Source organism: Cellulomonas sp. Leaf334 (assembly GCF_001424195.1).
GTDB lineage: Bacteria > Actinomycetota > Actinomycetes > Actinomycetales > Cellulomonadaceae > Cellulomonas.
On the sequence record NZ_LMOO01000001.1, the window covers coordinates 1,043,441 to 1,059,471 of the forward strand.

The following is a 16,031-nucleotide window of genomic DNA, read 5'->3' on the forward strand; positions in this document are numbered from 1 at the left end:
CGGCCCCGGCCCCGACCCGCCCTCGACGTGGGGACGACGGTGGGCTGTGGGCGGCTCGTCAGCCGGGGAACGACGGGGACGACACACCCGTCACACCGAGGATCTGTGCCCATGTGGTGCCGAACCTGCGCAGCTCACCGTCGGTCGTCGTGACGTAGATGACCGTGCTCGCGGCGAGGTCGGCGAGGTTCGCGACCTCCGGCAGCGGCCTCGTCGGCCCGGCGACCGGGACGAGGTGCACGTTCGCGCTGCCGACAGACCGCCCGACGACCGCCAGCGTCGACTCCCCCGACCACACGACCGACGACGCGTCCACCAAGGACGCACCCGCCCGGACCGGGGACCCCAGCTGCTGCGGCGCGCCGGAGTCGTCACGGGTGATCGCAGCGATGTCCACCTGGACACCGTCGGCGCCGGCGGAGACGACCGCGATCCGGACGCCGTCACGCGCCACCCGGACCGCACGGACCACCCGGCCCTCGAGCCAGTCGGCGCTCACCTGCACGGACGGTGCTCCGACGCGCGCGGCGACGAGACCGCTGGCCGGCTGCGCCGTCCACGCCCAGTCGAACCGGTCGACGGACGGTGCGGCCAGGCCCGAGCCGGTCACGAGCTCCTGCGGCCCGACCTCCGTGGTCGGCACCGTGGTCAGCGTGCTGGGACCGGACAGCATGACGCGCACCGAGCCGTCCTCGTTGCGTGCCGGGCTGCGCGGGTCGAGCCCGTCGAGGGCGTCGAGGCCGGGCACCGGCTCGATCTGGCCGTCGACGAGCGCGACGAGGCGGTTGTCCTGCACGAGCTCGAGATGTCCCGACGGACCGGAGCCGCTCTCCAGGGTGGCCGAACCCTCGAGCGGCACGTCCCGGGCGTACACCTGCACCGAGCTGATCTCCCGCACGGGTCGCAGGCTCGCCTCGATCTGGGCGATCAGCAGGTCCCGGTCCGCGCGGGTCACGGCGAGCGCGGGCTCCAGGCGGACCGACGCCACCCCGTCCGCCTCGTCGATGAGCACGGCCTCCGGGTTGAGCTCGACCCCGTCGGGCACGGCCGTCACGACCGCGTCCTGCAACCAGGCCGACGGCCCGGCGAGCAGCTCGCTGACGATGGACGTGCTCAGGTTCTTGTCCGGGAACCAGCGCTCCTCGGGGACCAGGAACTTCTGGTCCGGTGAGACGAAGTAGAGCGACGCCGGTCGGTACAGGCGGGCGAAGTCCTCCTGCTGGAGGATCAGGCCGGGTGGCGTCGCGGCGATCCGCCACTCGTCGGCGTCGTTGCGGACCATCCCGAACGTCACGGACTCGCGACCGTCCGGCGGCGCCTCGGCGTAGACCCCGCTCTCGCCGACGCGGGCCTCGACGGGGACGTCGATCGTGACCTCGGTCTCCGTCGTCGTCGGCGCGGGCTCGACGGCACCCGAGACGAGCACACCCGCCGTCGGGTCCCACGTGGCCTTCGCCTCGCCGGCGAGGTACTCGCGGGCCGTCCCGAAGTTGTCGGTGAACCCTGCGGCGCCCGCGGCGAGGAAGCCGTCGACGATCTCGGCCGGGGTGTCTCCCGGCTGTGGGCCCTCGGCGAGCACGTCGATCTCCGAGGGCTCGGTGACCTCCGTGTCACCCTCCTGGACCGGTCCGGACGTCGGGATGGCGGTGCAGGCCGTGAGGACGACGACCGCGCCGAGGGCGACGGTGGCGCGACGGAGCCGGAGCGCGATCATCGGACCTCCTGCCGCTCGTCGTCGGACAGCGTGGCGTCGAGGTCGTCGGACCCCATCTCCGGGAGCGCTGCCGGGTCGTTGTGCGGGCGCGCGACGATCCGCAGGGAGCCCGTGATCGGCGACTCCTCCGGCTGCAGCGGCAGGGGTGACGCGGTGAGCCGGATCCCCGCGCGTCGCGGGAGCGTGAGCCGGAAGCTCGCCCCGCGGCCGGGCCTGCCCCACGCCTCCAGCCAGCCGCCGTGCAGGTGGGCGTCCTCCAACGAGATGGCCAGCCCGAGCCCTGTGCCGCCCGTCGTGCGAGCCCGTGCCGGGTCGGCGCGCCAGAAGCGGTCGAACACGTGCGCGGCCTCGTCGGGGGTCATTCCCACGCCCCGGTCGCGGACGGTGACCGCGACGGCGTGCGCGTCGGCGCCGACGGTGACCTCGACGGTGCTGCCCTCGGCGTGCTCGACGGCGTTGACCAGCAGGTTGCGCAGGATCCGCTCGACCCGGCGGGGGTCGATGTCCGCGACGCAGCGCTCCTCGGGAACCACCACGTGCAGCCACGCGCCTCGGCGCTCGGCGAGCGGGGCGGCGTGGTCGACCGCCTGGATCACGACGTCGCGCACGTCGCGGCCCTCGGCTTCGAGCATCGCCGCACCCGCGTCGAACCGGCTGATCTCGAGCAGGTCCGCCAGGAGGTCCTCGAACCGGTCGAGCTGGGTCTGCAGGAGCTCCGCCGAGCGCTTCGCGGCAGGGTCGAAGTCCGCGCGCGAGGCGTGGATGACCTCCCCGGCCATCCGGATGGTCGTCAGCGGGGTCCGCAGCTCGTGCGACACGTCGGAGACGAACCGCCGCTGCAACGTGGACAGCTCCTCCATGCGGTGGATCTGGTCCTGGAGGCTGTCGGCCATCTCGTTGAACGAGCGGGCCAGGGTGGCCATCTCGTCCTCACCCTTCTCCGGCATCCGCTCGGACAGGTGCCCGTCCGCCAGCCGCTCGGCGACCTCCGCCGCGCGCCGCACGGGCCGGACCGTCTGCCGCGTGACCAGCCACGTCATGCTCCCCAGCAGCACGACCAGCGCGACCGCGGCGAGGCCCAGCGTGCGCTGCAGGAAGTCGAGCCGGTCCTGCTCGGACTGCAGGCTGTAGAGGAAGAAGAGCTGGTACGTCCCGTCGACCGGCACGGTCACGTCCTGCCCCACCATCACCCCGGGCGAGACGCCACCGGTCTCCCGCGGGATCGCCACGGACTGCCAGTGCTGCCCCCCGGTGGCCGTCGCCAGGCGCAGGTCGCGGCTGACGAGCGGGACGAGGGCCTGGTCCGACGCCGCACCGGGGATGAACATGTCGCCGCCCTGCTGCCCGGGTGCGCGCAGCAGGAACACCTCGCGGCGGTCCGACCCGCCGGTGCGCTGTGCGCGGGCGACGTCGCCCTTGAGCCGCTGCACGTCGGGGCTGGTCGCCGCGGTCGAGTTGTCGAACGTGGCCTGGGCCTGCAACGTGGACCGGGCGCTCTCCTGGAGGACCTGGTTCAGACGGTCCTCGAAGAGATCGGCCGCCGTGCGGGCGCTCACGTAGGCACCGATGAGGGTGAGCGCGACGAGGCCGATCGCCAGCGTGGAGGTGATGACGCGGATCTGCAGGGACGAGCGCCAGGCCCGGGTCCACGAGCGGACCCGTCGCCTCGACCGTGCCCGGAGCAGCCGCCAGGCGCCGCTCACCCGCACGGGTCTGCTCCCGACCTCACGTCGAGGCCACGCCCGCCTTGTAGCCGACACCGCGGACGGTGACGACGATCTCGGGCTGCTCGGGGTCGTTCTCGATCTTCGAGCGCAGACGCTGCACGTGGACGTTCACCAGGCGGGTGTCGGCGGCGTGCCGGTACCCCCACACCTTCTCCAGCAGCACCTCGCGCGTGAACACCTGCCACGGCTTGCGCGCGAGCGCCACCAGCAGGTCGAACTCGAGCGGCGTCAACGAGACGGGACGGCCCGCCCGCGCGACCCGGTGGCCGGGCACGTCGATCGTGACGTCGCCGATCGTCAGGTGCTCGGGCGCCGGCTCGTCGCTGCGGCGCAGGCGCGCACGGACGCGGGCCACGAGCTCCTTCGGCTTGAAGGGCTTCGAGATGTAGTCGTCCGCCCCCGACTCCAGGCCGAGCACCACGTCGACCGTGTCGCTCTTGGCCGTGAGCATGACGATGGGCACACCCGACTCGGCGCGGATCTGCCGACAGACCTCGTTGCCGTCCTTGCCCGGCAGCATGAGGTCGAGCAGGACGAGGTCCGGCTGCGTGGCTCGGAACACCCCGATCGCCTCGTCGCCGTCCTCGCAGAACACCGGGTCGAAACCCTCCGACCGCAGCACGATGCCGATCATCTCGGCCAGCGCGGTGTCGTCGTCGACCACCAGCACGCGTCCCTTCATGGCGGCATTCTCGCACCGCACAGGCCCGTACCTGGGCCACCTGGCGCTGCGACGTGTCCCGACGCGGACAGATCACCCGGTCGCGCATCCCGGGACCGTGCCGTCGTGGCACGATGATTCCTCCGTGGGGGGCCCGACGACGGTGCCCCCGACCGCCTGCACCACGACAGCCGAGGAGCCGCGCTCGCATGACGAGCCCGCACGACGACGCGCCGCGACCGCCCTCCTGGGCGGCCCCCGCAGGCCCGGGAGCACCACCGCCGGAGACCGTGCCGCAGCCCGGCCCGCCCGTCGCACCACCTCCGCCCTCACCGTCGGGCTGGGGACAGCAGCCGCCCGGCGGGTACGGCGGCTGGACCCCCGCCGCACCCCCGCCGCCCGGGGTCTCGTGGCGCCCGCAGGCGCTGCAGCCCGGGATCATCCCGCTGCGTCCGCTGGGGATGGGCGAGATCTACGACGGCGCCTTCCGTGCCGTGCGCGCCAACCCGCGCGTCATGTTCGGGCTCGCCGCCCTGGTCATGACGATCGCCGTCATCCTCCAGTCCGTCATCCAGTGGTACGTGAAGGGCATCCTCGCGCGGCAGCTCACGGGCGTGTCGGAGGACCTCGACCCGTCGGGCCAGCTGGGCGTCGCCGACCAGCTGGGCGCTGCCCTCGGCCTGCTCGCCGGGGCACCGGTGGTCACCATCGCGTCGACCGTCCTGACGGGCCTGCTCATCGTGTCCGTCAGCCGGTCGGTGCTCGGCCAGGTGGCGACGATCGGCGAGGTCCTGCGCTCCTGGCGCGTCTGGCTCGTCGTCGGCTTCACGTTCCTGTCCGGGTTCGTGGTGCTGGCGGTGCTCGCGGCGCTCGTCGCGGGGGTCGCACTGCTCGCGGTGAACGACCAGGTCGCGCTCGCGGTGCTGGTCGGGTTGGGTGGCTCGCTGGCGTTCCTCGCCGCCGTCCTCTGGTTCGCGACGCGGACGCTGCTGGTGCCACCTGCGCTGATGCTGGAGGGCAAGAAGTTCTGGCCGACGATCGGCCGGGCGTGGCGGCTCACCCGCCGGACCTTCTGGCGCCTGCTGGGCATCTACCTGCTCACCGCGATCCTCGCCGCGGTCATCGAGTGGATCATCACGGAGCCCGTGGCCCTCGTCGCGCAGTTCGTCCTGCGCGACCCCACCCTGACGTCCTTCGCCTCCGTCGTCATCGTCGGCGTCGCCACGATCATCGCCACCACCCTGTCCACCACGTTCCTGTCCTCCGTGGTCGCCCTCCTGTACATCGACGTGCGGATGCGCCGCGAAGGTCTGGACGTCGAGCTGGCCCGCGCTGCAGAGAGCACCGCGTGAACGTGCTGGCCCGGGTGGTCAGCGGCATCCCGGTCGAGCCCGACGCCGCGACAGCACGGCGCTGGGCCACCGAGGAGCTGCTCGACCCCGTCTACCACGAGCAGCGCTCGCTGCTCAGCCGACTGCTGGAGTGGCTGACCGAGCTGCTCGCGGGCATGCGCACCCCCGCGGCGTTCGAGCCGCTCGCGGTCCTCGCGGTCGTCCTGGTGATCGTCGCCGTCGTCGTGATCGCGTTCCTGGTCGCCGGACCCGTACGCCTGTCCCACCGCCGCGGGGGTGACCGCAGCGTGCTGGCGCACGACGACGCGCGCACGTCGGACGAGATCCGGGCGGCCGCCGACGCAGCGGCTGCGGCCGGCGAGTGGTCCGTGGCCGTGCTCGAGAGGTTCCGCGCGATCGTGCGCGGGCTCGAGGAGCGGGCCGTGCTGGACGAGGTGGCCGCCCGGACCGCGCACGAGGCCGCGCTGGCGGCCGCGGCCCGGCTGCCCGCGCTCGCCGCGGAGCTCGTCGCGGCCGGCCGCACGTTCGACGACGTCGCGTACGGCGACGAGCCCGCGAGCGCCCAGGACGAGATCCGCCTGCGCGGGCTCGACGCACGCGTCCAGGACGCGCGCTCGACGACGGGCTCCGAGGTCACCGACGAGACCCTGGCGGTGCCCCGATGAGCACCCCCGTGGTCACGGTGCACGAGACGGTCGTCGGCGACGGCACCACGACCCGCAGCAGGTCCGCGCGGCGGTGGCGGCGGGCACGCCTGCCTCTCGCCCTGCTGGCGCTGCTCCTCACGGCCGGCATCCTGACGGCGCTGCCGGAGCCACAGACCTCGACCCTGACCCTGGCACCCGACAACCCGGCCGACCTCGGCGGCCGCGCCGCGGCGCAGATCCTCGGCCGCCAGGGCGTAGACGTCCGCTACGTCCGCACCATCGCCGACGTCGAGGAGCTCGCCGGTCCCGGGTCGACGCTGCTCGTCGTCGGCGACTACCTGCTCGGCGACGAGCAGATCGACGTCCTGGACGAGACGGAGGCGGACCTCGTGCTCGTCGACGCGGAGTGGGCGGTCGGGCTCCTCACCCCCTCGCTCACGTCGAGCGGCGGATTCACCGACACGCCCGAGGTCCGTTCCGCGCAGTGCGAGGACCCGGACGCGGTCGCCGCCGGCACCATCACCGCGAGCGGCGGCCTGCTGTCCACCGGCCCGGGCGCGGTCGTCTGCTTCCCCGCGCCCGGCGCCTCGACGGACCAGGGCGGCGCGTACGGCGTGGCCGAGTCCGACGGGCGCCGGGTCGTCGCGGTCGCCGACCTGGCGCCCTTCACCAACCAGTACCTCGCCGACGAGGGCAACGCGGCCCTCGTCCTGCGCACCCTGGGCCGGCACGAACGGCTCGTCTGGTACATCCCGTCGCTCGACGACGTGGGAGCGGGCGGCGGGTCCGGGCCCGCACCGGGGCAGGTGCTGCCGCCCGTCGTCCAGGTCGTCGCGCTGCAGCTGCTGCTCGTCGTCGTGGTCATCGCGGTCTGGCGCGGACGCCGGCTGGGCCGCCTCGTCACCGAGCGGCTGCCGGTGGTGGTCCGCGCAGGCGAGACCACCCGGGGTCGCGGGCGCCTCTACCGGCGCGGCCGGTCCTACGGGCACGCCGCCGCGGCGCTGCGTGCAGGGACGGCAGCACGTAGCGCGGCCCGGCTCGGCCTGCCGCGCTCCGCGCCCGCACCACTCGTCATCGACGCGATCTCCCGCGCCGCCGGACGCCGCCCCACGGACGTCGAGACGCTGCTCTACGGACCCCCACCGACCGACGACCGCGGGCTGGCCCAGCTGGCCCGTGACCTGGACCATCTCGAGAGCGAGGTTCACCGAACGTGAGCGACCAGAGCCCCACGTGGGGCGCGACCGCCCCGACCGACCCGACCGCCCCGCCGCACCAGCCGTCCGAGGAGCTCCGAGCCGCCCTGGGTGCGGTGCGCACCGAGGTCGCCAAGGCGGTGGTCGGTCAGGACGCTGCCGTCAGCGGCCTGGTCATCGCGCTCCTGTGCCGCGGGCACGTCCTGCTCGAGGGAGTGCCCGGCGTGGCCAAGACCCTGCTGGTGCGTGCGCTGTCCGCAGCGCTCGACCTGGAGACCAAGCGGGTCCAGTTCACCCCCGACCTGATGCCCGGCGACGTGACGGGATCGTTGGTCTACGACGCCCGCACGGCCGAGTTCTCGTTCCGGGCGGGTCCCGTGTTCACCAACCTGCTGCTGGCCGACGAGATCAACCGGACCCCGCCCAAGACGCAGGCGTCGCTGCTCGAGGCGATGGAGGAACGTCAGGTGTCGATCGACGGCACCCCGCGCCTGCTCCCCGACCCGTTCCTGGTCATCGCGACCCAGAACCCCGTCGAGTACGAGGGCACCTACACGCTCCCCGAGGCGCAGCTGGACCGGTTCCTGCTCAAGCTCGTGCTCCCCATGCCCGAGCGGCACGAGGAGATCGAGGTGCTCACCCGGCACGCCGCCGGTTTCGACCCGCGCGACCTCGCCGGTGCCGGGCTGCGCCCGGTGGCGACCCCGGAGATGCTCGCGCGCGCCCGGGCGGAGGTCGGTCACGTGCAAATCTCCCCCGAGGTGCTCGGCTACGCCGTCGACGTGTGCCGCGCCACGCGGCAGTCGCCCTCCCTCTCGCTCGGGGTCTCCCCGCGTGGAGCGACGGCACTCCTGGCGACGTCCCGCGCCTGGGCGTGGCTGTCGGGTCGTGGGTACGTGACGCCGGACGACATCAAGGCGCTCGCCCACCCGACGCTGCGGCACCGGGTCCAGCTGCGCCCCGAGGCCGAGCTCGAGGGTGTGAGCACGGAGAGCGTCCTCGACACGGTGCTCGCGTCCGTCGCCGTCCCCCGCTGACGTGGCGGTCACCTGGCGAGCGGTCGTCCTGGCCGCGCTCGGACTGCCGGTGGTGCTCGTCGTGCCCGCCGTCGGCACCGTGCTGCTGTGGACGCTGCTCGTCGTGGTGGTGTGCGCGGTGGACGTGGCGCTCGCGGCGTCGCCCCGGCAGGTCGCGATCCGTCGTGAGGTCCCGGCCTCGGTCCGCCTCACCGAGCCGGCGACGTCCACGCTCACGCTGACGAACCGCGGCGGTCGCCTGCTCCGGGCGCTCGTGCGCGACGCGTGGCCCCCGTCGACCGGTGCGCAGTCGGACCGGCACCGCGTGCTGGTGCGACCGGGCGACGGCGCGCGCGTGCGGACCGTCCTGGTGCCCACCCGGCGCGGCGACGCGCTCGCGGACCTCGTCACGATCCGGACGTTCGGCCCGCTGCGGCTCGCGGGCCGGCAGGCGTCGCTGACCGTGCCCGGACGCCTGCGGGTGCTCCCCGAGTTCGCGTCACGGCGCCACCTGCCCAGTCGCCTCGCCCGGCTCCGGGAGCTGGACGGGCGGGCGTCGGTCCAGGTGCGCGGCCCCGGGACCGAGTTCGACTCACTGCGGGAGTACGTCATCGGTGACGACGTCCGCGCGATCGACTGGCGTGCGACGGCCCGCCGCTCCGACGTCGTCGTGCGTACCTGGCGACCGGAGCGTGACCGTCGGGTGCTGATCGTGCTCGACAGCGGCCGCACGTCCGCCGTGCGCGTGCTCGACGCCCCCCGGCTCGACGCGTCGATCGAGGCGGCGCTGCTCCTCGCCGCACTCGCGACGAAGGCGGGCGACCGCGTCGAGCTCGTGGTCTACGACCGCCGCGTCCGCGGCCGGGTCGCCTCCACCACGGGTGCCCGGGTGATGGCGTCCTTCGCGGACACGCTCGCCCTGGTCGAGCCCGAGCTGGTGGAGACCGACTGGCCGGGCGTCGTCGCGCAGGTCCGGCAGCGGCTGAGCCAGCGCGCCCTCGTCGTGCTGCTGACCGCGCTGGACCCGTCCGCGGTCGAGCAGGGCCTGCTCGGCGTGGTCGGGCAGCTCACCGAGCGGCACCAGGTCGTGCTCGCCTCGGTGTCCGACCCCGAGGTGGATGCGCTGCGCACGGCACGCGACGGCGCGACGGCCGTGTTCGACGCGGCCGCCGCAGAGCGCGTCGGGCTCGAGCGCGCGGCTGTCGCCGTGCGGTTGCGCCAGCGTGGCGCCGAGGTCCTCGACTCGCTGCCCGACGACCTGGCGCCGGCCCTCGCCGACACCTACATCGCGCTGAAGGCTGCCGGCCGCCTCTGAGCGTGTGTCGGTCGGCGTCGGTAGGTTGCCCGGTGTGACGGACCTGCTCACCCGCGCCCACCTCAACCGTGCGCTGCTCGCCCGCCAGCACCTGCTCGACCGCCGGCCCGGTCCGGCGACCGAGATGGTCGACCACCTGGTGGGGCTCCAGGCGCAGAACGCGTGGTCGCCGTACGTCGGCCTCTGGAGCCGCGTCGCCGGGTTCCGACCGGACGAGCTCGGCGAGGCGTTCTGGGACCGCAGGGTCACGCGGATCGCGGTGATGCGCAGCACGATCCACCTCGTCACCGCCGCCGACGCCCTGCTCCTGCCCGGTCTGATCGCGCCGCTGCACGCCAAGGACCTCCGGGTGAACGCCCAGCACGGCGCCGCACTGCGCACGCTCGACCTCGCCGAGGTCACGGCCGCCGCCCGCGCCCTGGTCGAGCAGGAGCCGCGCGTGACCACGGAGCTCGGCCGCCTCCTCGCGCAGCGCTGGCCGGACGTCGCCCCGAGCACGCTCGCCTACGCCGCCCGCGGCACGCTCCCCCTCGTCCAGGTGCCGCCGCGGGGCGTGTGGGGCCGGTCGGGTGCGACGACGTGGACGACGGCGTGGACGTGGTTCGGACCCGAGCGGACCGCGTCAGCCCCGGACCTCACCGATCCGCAGGTGCTGGCCGCCGAGCAGGAACGGTTCGTGCGGCGCTACCTCGCGGCGTTCGGTCCGGCGTCCGTCGCTGACCTGCAGAGCTGGTCGGGGCTCACCGGGATGCGCTCGGTGGTCGACCGCCTCGACCTGGTCCGGTACCGCGCCGAACCGTCGCCGGGTGCCGTGCGCGAGCGCGAGGTCCTCGACCTGCCGGGGGCGCCGCTGCCCGATCCGGACGTACCCGCGCCGGTGCGCTTCCTGGCCGACTACGACAACGTGCTGCTGGGCCACGCGGACCGCACCCGGATCCTGTCGCCCGAGCACCGCCCCCACCTGGCCAGCCCGAACGGCGTCGTCCCCGCGACGTTCCTGCTCGACGGACGCGTCGCGGGCACCTGGGACGTCCCCCGGGACCCGAAGCACCGCGGACCGGTCACGCTCACGGTGCGGCCGTTCGTTCGCCCGACGGCCGTCCAGGCGGATCAGCTGCGGGCGGAGGCGGAGGCCCTCGTCGGGCTCATGGCCGCAGGGGCGGACGACCGCCGCGTCGACGTCGTCGACCCGGGGTGAGACCTCAGCCGGCGGTCGCCAGCACGTAGCCGGCGCGGTCCGGCTCGAGGTCGCCGGTGTACCCCGCGCGGACGGCCCGACGGCCGAGGACCAGCGTGTACGCCCAGAACGCCGCGAGGGCGACCACACCGATGCCGATCTTCACGGCCCACGGCAGGTTCGACCCCGTGACGAAGCCCTCGATCAGGCCCGACACCGCCAGGACGCCCACCAGCCCGACCGCCACGGTGAACAGGGCGCGGGCCTCCTGCGCGAGCGCCTTGCCGCGGGTGCGCGGGCCGGGCTCGATCCAGGTCCAGAAGATCCGCAGGCCCGCGCCCCCGGCGACGAACACCGCGGTCAGCTCGAGCAGCCCGTGCGGGGAGATGAGCTGGAGGAACACGTCCAGGTGTCCGTGCGCGGCCATCATGCCGCCCACGGCTCCGACGGAGATGGCGTTGTTGGCCAGGAAGTAGACGGGTCCGATCCCCGTGATCCCGGTGGCGATGCAGACGGCCGTCAGGAACGCGTTGTTGGTCCACACCATCGTCGCGAAGCCCGCACCGGGCGTGTAGTACTCCGCGAACGAGTTCTCGACGTACTCCTCCTGCTGGCTCGGCGTCCCCATCGACGCGAGCGCGTCCGGCTGCGTCGCCACCCACACCCCGGCGACGGTGCCGAGCGCGAGGAACGCCACCGTCACGCCGACCGTCCACCACCGGATCCGGTAGAGGGCCGCGGGCACGGCGACGGCGACGAACGCCGTGACGTCACGCCAGCTCGGCTCGTGCGTGCCGGCGACGGCGGACCGGGCACGCCCGACGAGCATCGAGAGCCGGGTCACCATCTCGGGGTCCGGGGCGGCCGAGCGCACGCTCGAGAGGTCCGTGGCGACACTCTGGTAGAGGCGCACCAGCTCGTCGGCCTCGGCGCCGGTGCGGCGACGCAGCCGCACCAGCTCGTCGAGCCGCGCCCAGTCGGCCGCGCGTGCCCGTTCGAAGGCGTCCAGGTCCATGGCGCACAGCCTGCCATCCCCACGGACCGGTACGGGCTAACCTGCGCAGCATGGACGGCATCCTCACCGGCGAAGGCGTGCTGCTCGACGCGCGCCCGACCTCCGCGGCGACGCGTCTGCTCGCGGCCCTGCTCGACCTGCTCGTCATCGTGGTGGGGGTGGTCGTGCTGATCGTCGCGCTGGGGGCGCTCGTGCCCAACGCGTCGGAGGAGCTCAGCCGGATCGTCTTCATCATGCTGCTCGCGACGGTCTGGGTCGTGCTGCCCACGACCGTCGACACGCTGACCCGCGGCCGGTCGCTGGGCAAGCTGGCGATGGGCATCCGCATCGTGCGCGACGACGGTGGGCCCCTGGTCTTCCGGCAGTCCCTGATCCGGGCGCTCGTCGGCATCGTCGAGCTCTGGCTCACGTTCGGCGTCGTGGCCCTGGTCACCTCGATCGTGCACCCGCAGGGCAAACGCGTCGGAGACATCCTCGCGGGCACCTACGGGGTACGGGTGCGCGGCGCCGCGCGGGTGCGCACGCCCGTCATGATGCCGCCGCAGCTCGCCGGCTGGGCGCACACCGCGGACCTCGCCCGCCTGCCCGACGGCCTGGCCCTGTCGGTGCGGCAGTTCCTCAACCGTGCCGCCCAGCTGCACCCGGCCTCACGCGTGCAGCTCGGCTCCCAGCTGACCACCGAGGTGCAGCGCTACGTCAACCCGATGCCTCCGCTGGGCACGCACCCCGAGGCCTTCCTGGCGGCCGTGCTGGCGGAACGCCGGGAGCGCGAGCTCGCGGCACGGCTGCGGGCCGGGCAGCGGGACGCCGCGGAGTCGTCGCAGCTGCACCGACTCCCCCACGGCGTCCCGGACCCCGTGAACTGACCGCGCTCAGTAGCGGTAGTGCTCGGGCTTGTACGGTCCCGCGACGTCGACGCCCAGGTACTCCGCCTGCGACTTCGTCAGCTCCGTCAGCCGCACCCCGAGCGCGTCCAGGTGCAGCCTCGCCACCTTCTCGTCGAGCACCTTGGGCAGCCGGTACACCTCGCGGGCGTAGTCGTCCGGCTTGGTGAACAGCTCGATCTGACCGATGACCTGGTTGGAGAACGAGTTGCTCATCACGAACGACGGGTGCCCGGTCGCGTTCCCGAGGTTCAGGAGGCGGCCCTCCGAGAGCACGATGACGGACCGCTCCGGGCCCAGCTCGTCGGCGGGGAACGTCCACTCGTGCACCTGCGGCTTGATCTCGGTGCGGACGATCCCCGGGACGGCCGCGAGCCCGGCCATGTCGATCTCGTTGTCGAAGTGCCCGATGTTCCCGACGACCGCCTTGTTCTTCATCCGCGCCATCTGCGCCGCGGACACGACGTCCTTGTTGCCGGTGGTCGTGATCACGAAGTCGGCCTGCTCGATGACGTCGTCGAGCCGCGTCACCTGATAGCCGTCCATCGCCGCCTGGAGGGCGCAGATGGGGTCGACCTCGGAGATGATCACGCGCGCGCCCTGGCCCCTGAACGCCTCCGCCGCACCCTTGCCGACGTCCCCGTAGCCCGCGACGAACGCGACCTTGCCTCCCATGAGGACGTCCGTGGCGCGGTTGATGCCGTCGGGCAGCGAGTGCCGGATGCCGTACTTGTTGTCGAACTTCGACTTGGTCACGGAGTCGTTGACGTTGATGGCCGGGAACAGCAGGCCGCCGGCCTCGGCCAGCTGGTAGAGCCGGTGCACGCCCGTGGTCGTCTCCTCGGTGACCCCCTTGATCTGGGCCGCGATCGACGTCCAGCGCTGCGGGTCGGCGGCGAGCGAGCGGCGCAACGTGCCGAGGATGACCAGGTACTCCTCCGAGTAGCCCTCCTCCCCCGGCTGCGGGTCGGACGGCACCGCACCGGTGGCCTCGTACTCGACGCCCTTGTGCACCAGCAGCGTCGCGTCGCCACCGTCGTCGAGGATCATGTTCGGCCCCGCACCGCCCGGCCACACCAGGATCTGCTCGGTGCACTCCCAGTACTCGTCGAGCGACTCGCCCTTCCAGGCGAAGACCGGGACACCGGCGGGCTCGTCGACAGAGCCGTGCTGGCCGACCACGACCGCCGCGGCCGCCTCGTCCTGCGTCGAGAAGATGTTGCACGACGCCCAGCGGACCTCGGCGCCGAGCGCGACGAGCGTCTCGATCAGTACCGCCGTCTGCACCGTCATGTGCAGCGACCCGGCGACGCGGGCGCCCGCGAGGGGCTGCGTGGGGCCGAACTCGGCACGCAGGGCCATCAGGCCGGGCATCTCGTGCTCGGCGAGGCGGATCTGGTGCCGACCGGCCTCGGCAAGGGTCAGGTCCCGGACCTTGTACTGGCCGGGGAGCTCGTCGAACGAAGACATCTCACTCCAGGGGTGCGCGATCGGTTGCGGGCGCGACGCATCAGGGCACTCGCCCTGGTCGTTCGCGCCGGCGCGACCCCTCTCGGTCTGCGGGCATCACCCACGCCGTCCGGGCCATGGTAGCCCCGGGTGAGCGACGTCACAGCAGGTTCGTCAGCCTCGTCGGACCGGCACGCCCTCGTCGACGAGGAGAACCGGGATCCCCTCGCGCACCGGGTACGCCAGGGGGTTGTCCGGATCGGTCGACACCAGCGTCGGCGCGCCGTCCGGACCCACGCCGTCGACGAGCGTCGCCCCCGTCACCGGGCACCGCAGCAGCTCACGCGCCCAGGGCTCCAACGAGCGCCCCGTCGACCCGGCCATCAGCCCTCACCGTCCTGCCGCACCAGCGCGAGCACGTCGTCGCGGACCTTCTCCATGATGTCCTCGTCGGCCGCCTCGACGTTCAGCCGCAGCAGCGGCTCCGTGTTCGAGGCGCGCAGGTTGAACCACCACTGCGGGTGTCCGTCCCAGTGCGACACCGTGAGGCCGTCCAGCTCGTCGACCTGCACCGGCCCGGCGCCCTGCTGCGTCACGTACGCCTCCACCACCCGGGCACGTGCGGCCGCGACATCGGTCACCCGCGAGTTGATCTCCCCGCTCGCCGAGTACGGCTGGAACTGCTCCGACAGCGCGGACAGCGGGTGCGGCTGACCGCCGAGGGCCGCGAGCACGTGCATCGCAGCGAGCATCCCGGTGTCGGCGAAGAAGAAGTCGCGGAAGTAGTAGTGCGCGCTGTGCTCACCCCCGAAGACCGCGTCGTTCTGCGCCATCTCCGCCTTGATGAACGAGTGGCCCACCCGGGTGCGGACGGTGGTCGCGCCCGCGGCCGTCAGCAGGTCCGGCACCACCTGCGACGTGATGAGGTTGTGGATCACCGTCGGCGTGCGGCCCGCGGCCCGCTCACGCTCGACCTCGCGCAGCCCGACGAGCGCCGTGATGGCCGACGGGCTCACCGGGTCGCCGTGCTCGTCGATGACGAAGCACCGGTCCGCGTCCCCGTCGAACGCGAGGCCGAGGTCCGCGTCGTGCTCGACGACCGCCGCCTGCAGGTCCCGCAGGTTCTCCGGCTCGAGCGGGTTGGCCTCGTGGTTCGGGAACGTGCCGTCCAGCTCGAAGTACAGCGGCACGATGTCGAGCGGCAGCTCGGGCAGCCCGGCTCCTGCGCCCAGGACGGCCGGCGCGGTGAACCCGCCCATGCCGTTGCCCGCGTCGACGACGACCTTCAGCGGGCGGATGCCCGACAGGTCCACCAGGGAGCGCAGGAACGACGCGTACTCGGCGAGCAGGTCGCCGTCCTCGACGCTCCCCCGCTGCGCGGCGTCGACCTCGGGCACCGAACCGGCCAGGTAGTCGCCGGCGAGCTCGCGCACCGTCGTCAGGCCGCTGTCCTGGCCCACCGGGCGGGCACCGGCGCGACAGAGCTTGATCCCGTTGTACTGCGCCGGGTTGTGGCTCGCCGTGAACATCGCACCGGGGATGCCCAGCGAGCCGGAGGCGAAGTACAGGCCGTCGGTGGACGCCAGGCCGATCCGCAGGACGTCGACTCCTCGAGCGGCGAGCCCGTCGGCGAACGCCGCCACGAGCTCCGGCCCCGACGGACGCATGTCGTTGGCGATGACCACCCGCGGGCGGTCCGTCGACGTGGCCTCGGGGAGCACGACCACGTCGGCGAACGCGGCGCCGATGGCCCGGGCGACGGAGGGGTTGAGCTCGCTGGGGACGAGGCCCCGGACGTCGTACGCCTTGATGAGGGCAGTCAGGTCGACACGTTCGGATGCAGGGGAGGTCACCGCGTCATCGTACCGGGGCGCCCGA

Annotated in this window: 14 protein-coding genes; 7 read left to right on the plus strand and 7 right to left on the minus strand. The window is 73.5% G+C overall.

Annotated elements, in window-relative coordinates; translation table 11 throughout:
* Positions 1 to 58: 58 nt before the first annotated feature.
* From ASF78_RS04650 to mtrA, 3 genes are read right to left on the minus strand one after another with little or no spacing between them, the layout of a single operon-like run.
* Positions 59 to 1,714, minus strand: coding sequence for an LpqB family beta-propeller domain-containing protein (locus ASF78_RS04650; RefSeq protein ID WP_056585267.1), 1,656 nt, complete (start codon positions 1,712 to 1,714; stop codon positions 59 to 61).
* Entirely contained in the window at positions 1,711 to 3,417 is a 1,707-nt protein-coding gene (gene mtrB / locus ASF78_RS04655; RefSeq protein WP_235518383.1) for an MtrAB system histidine kinase MtrB, read from the minus strand. Before mtrB ends, ASF78_RS04650 begins: the two co-directional genes overlap by 4 nt.
* 22 nt (positions 3,418 to 3,439) lie before the next feature.
* Positions 3,440 to 4,123, minus strand: coding sequence for an MtrAB system response regulator MtrA (mtrA, locus tag ASF78_RS04660; protein WP_055912929.1), 684 nt, complete (start codon positions 4,121 to 4,123; stop codon positions 3,440 to 3,442).
* A 188-nt stretch (positions 4,124 to 4,311) separates the two neighbouring features.
* On the opposite strand from mtrA, the gene ASF78_RS04665 reads away from it, so the two are divergent.
* From ASF78_RS04665 to ASF78_RS04690, 6 genes are read left to right on the plus strand one after another with little or no spacing between them, the layout of a single operon-like run.
* Positions 4,312 to 5,454, plus strand: coding sequence for a glycerophosphoryl diester phosphodiesterase membrane domain-containing protein (locus ASF78_RS04665; protein ID WP_056585270.1), 1,143 nt, complete (start codon positions 4,312 to 4,314; stop codon positions 5,452 to 5,454).
* Positions 5,451 to 6,119 carry a DUF4129 domain-containing protein gene (locus ASF78_RS04670; RefSeq protein ID WP_056585273.1) on the plus strand — a complete coding sequence of 223 codons (669 nt, stop codon included), beginning with the start codon at positions 5,451 to 5,453 and terminating at the stop codon, positions 6,117 to 6,119. Before ASF78_RS04665 ends, ASF78_RS04670 begins: the two co-directional genes overlap by 4 nt.
* Complete coding sequence (locus tag ASF78_RS04675; RefSeq protein ID WP_056585276.1) at positions 6,116 to 7,318, plus strand: DUF4350 domain-containing protein; 1,203 nt, start codon at positions 6,116 to 6,118, stop codon at positions 7,316 to 7,318. Before ASF78_RS04670 ends, ASF78_RS04675 begins: the two co-directional genes overlap by 4 nt.
* Positions 7,315 to 8,334: a MoxR family ATPase gene (locus ASF78_RS04680; RefSeq protein WP_056585278.1), complete on the plus strand. Its 1,020-nt coding sequence runs from the start codon at positions 7,315 to 7,317 to the stop codon at positions 8,332 to 8,334. Before ASF78_RS04675 ends, ASF78_RS04680 begins: the two co-directional genes overlap by 4 nt.
* A gap of 1 nt (position 8,335) precedes the next feature.
* On the plus strand, positions 8,336 to 9,628 hold the full coding sequence (locus ASF78_RS04685; protein WP_056585279.1) for a DUF58 domain-containing protein: 1,293 nt from the start codon (positions 8,336 to 8,338) through the stop codon (positions 9,626 to 9,628).
* Positions 9,629 to 9,662: 34 nt separating this feature from the next.
* Positions 9,663 to 10,826: a winged helix DNA-binding domain-containing protein gene (locus ASF78_RS04690; RefSeq protein ID WP_056585281.1), complete on the plus strand. Its 1,164-nt coding sequence runs from the start codon at positions 9,663 to 9,665 to the stop codon at positions 10,824 to 10,826.
* Between the two features lie 4 nt (positions 10,827 to 10,830).
* Here the strand turns inward: ASF78_RS04690 and ASF78_RS04695 are convergent, their stop codons facing one another.
* Positions 10,831 to 11,820 (minus strand): stage II sporulation protein M, encoded by a 990-nt coding sequence (locus ASF78_RS04695; RefSeq protein WP_056585284.1) that lies wholly within the window; start codon positions 11,818 to 11,820, stop codon positions 10,831 to 10,833.
* Between the two features lie 50 nt (positions 11,821 to 11,870).
* On the opposite strand from ASF78_RS04695, the gene ASF78_RS04700 reads away from it, so the two are divergent.
* Positions 11,871 to 12,686, plus strand: coding sequence for an RDD family protein (locus tag ASF78_RS04700; protein WP_056585286.1), 816 nt, complete (start codon positions 11,871 to 11,873; stop codon positions 12,684 to 12,686).
* A 6-nt stretch (positions 12,687 to 12,692) separates the two neighbouring features.
* Here the strand turns inward: ASF78_RS04700 and ahcY are convergent, their stop codons facing one another.
* From ahcY to ASF78_RS04715, 3 genes are all read right to left on the minus strand, one after another.
* Positions 12,693 to 14,174, minus strand: a complete 1,482-nt coding sequence (gene ahcY / locus ASF78_RS04705; RefSeq protein WP_056585288.1) for an adenosylhomocysteinase — start codon at positions 14,172 to 14,174, stop codon at positions 12,693 to 12,695.
* A 153-nt stretch (positions 14,175 to 14,327) separates the two neighbouring features.
* The gene (locus tag ASF78_RS04710) at positions 14,328 to 14,537 is read right to left on the minus strand and encodes a Trm112 family protein (protein WP_056585290.1); all 210 of its coding nucleotides are present in this window, start codon (positions 14,535 to 14,537) and stop codon (positions 14,328 to 14,330) included.
* Complete coding sequence (locus ASF78_RS04715) at positions 14,537 to 16,006, minus strand: phosphomannomutase/phosphoglucomutase (RefSeq protein ID WP_056585292.1); 1,470 nt, start codon at positions 16,004 to 16,006, stop codon at positions 14,537 to 14,539. Before ASF78_RS04715 ends, ASF78_RS04710 begins: the two co-directional genes overlap by 1 nt.
* Between the last annotated feature and the right edge of the window lie 25 nt (positions 16,007 to 16,031).

Bases quoted from the DNA above. Each gene is read 5' to 3' on its own strand.
- ASF78_RS04710 (WP_056585290.1), bottom strand. From the start codon at position 14,537: ATGGCCGGGTCGACGGGGCGCTCGTTGGAGCCCTGGGCGCGTGAGCTG.
- ASF78_RS04695 (WP_056585284.1), bottom strand. From the start codon at position 11,820: ATGGACCTGGACGCCTTCGAACGGGCACGCGCGGCCGACTGGGCGCGG.
- ahcY (WP_056585288.1), bottom strand. From the start codon at position 14,174: ATGTCTTCGTTCGACGAGCTCCCCGGCCAGTACAAGGTCCGGGACCTG.
- mtrA (WP_055912929.1), bottom strand. From the start codon at position 4,123: ATGAAGGGACGCGTGCTGGTGGTCGACGACGACACCGCGCTGGCCGAG.
- ASF78_RS04665 (WP_056585270.1), top strand. From the start codon at position 4,312: ATGACGAGCCCGCACGACGACGCGCCGCGACCGCCCTCCTGGGCGGCC.
- ASF78_RS04675 (WP_056585276.1), top strand. From the start codon at position 6,116: ATGAGCACCCCCGTGGTCACGGTGCACGAGACGGTCGTCGGCGACGGC.
- ASF78_RS04700 (WP_056585286.1), top strand. From the start codon at position 11,871: ATGGACGGCATCCTCACCGGCGAAGGCGTGCTGCTCGACGCGCGCCCG.
- ASF78_RS04650 (WP_056585267.1), bottom strand. From the start codon at position 1,714: ATGATCGCGCTCCGGCTCCGTCGCGCCACCGTCGCCCTCGGCGCGGTC.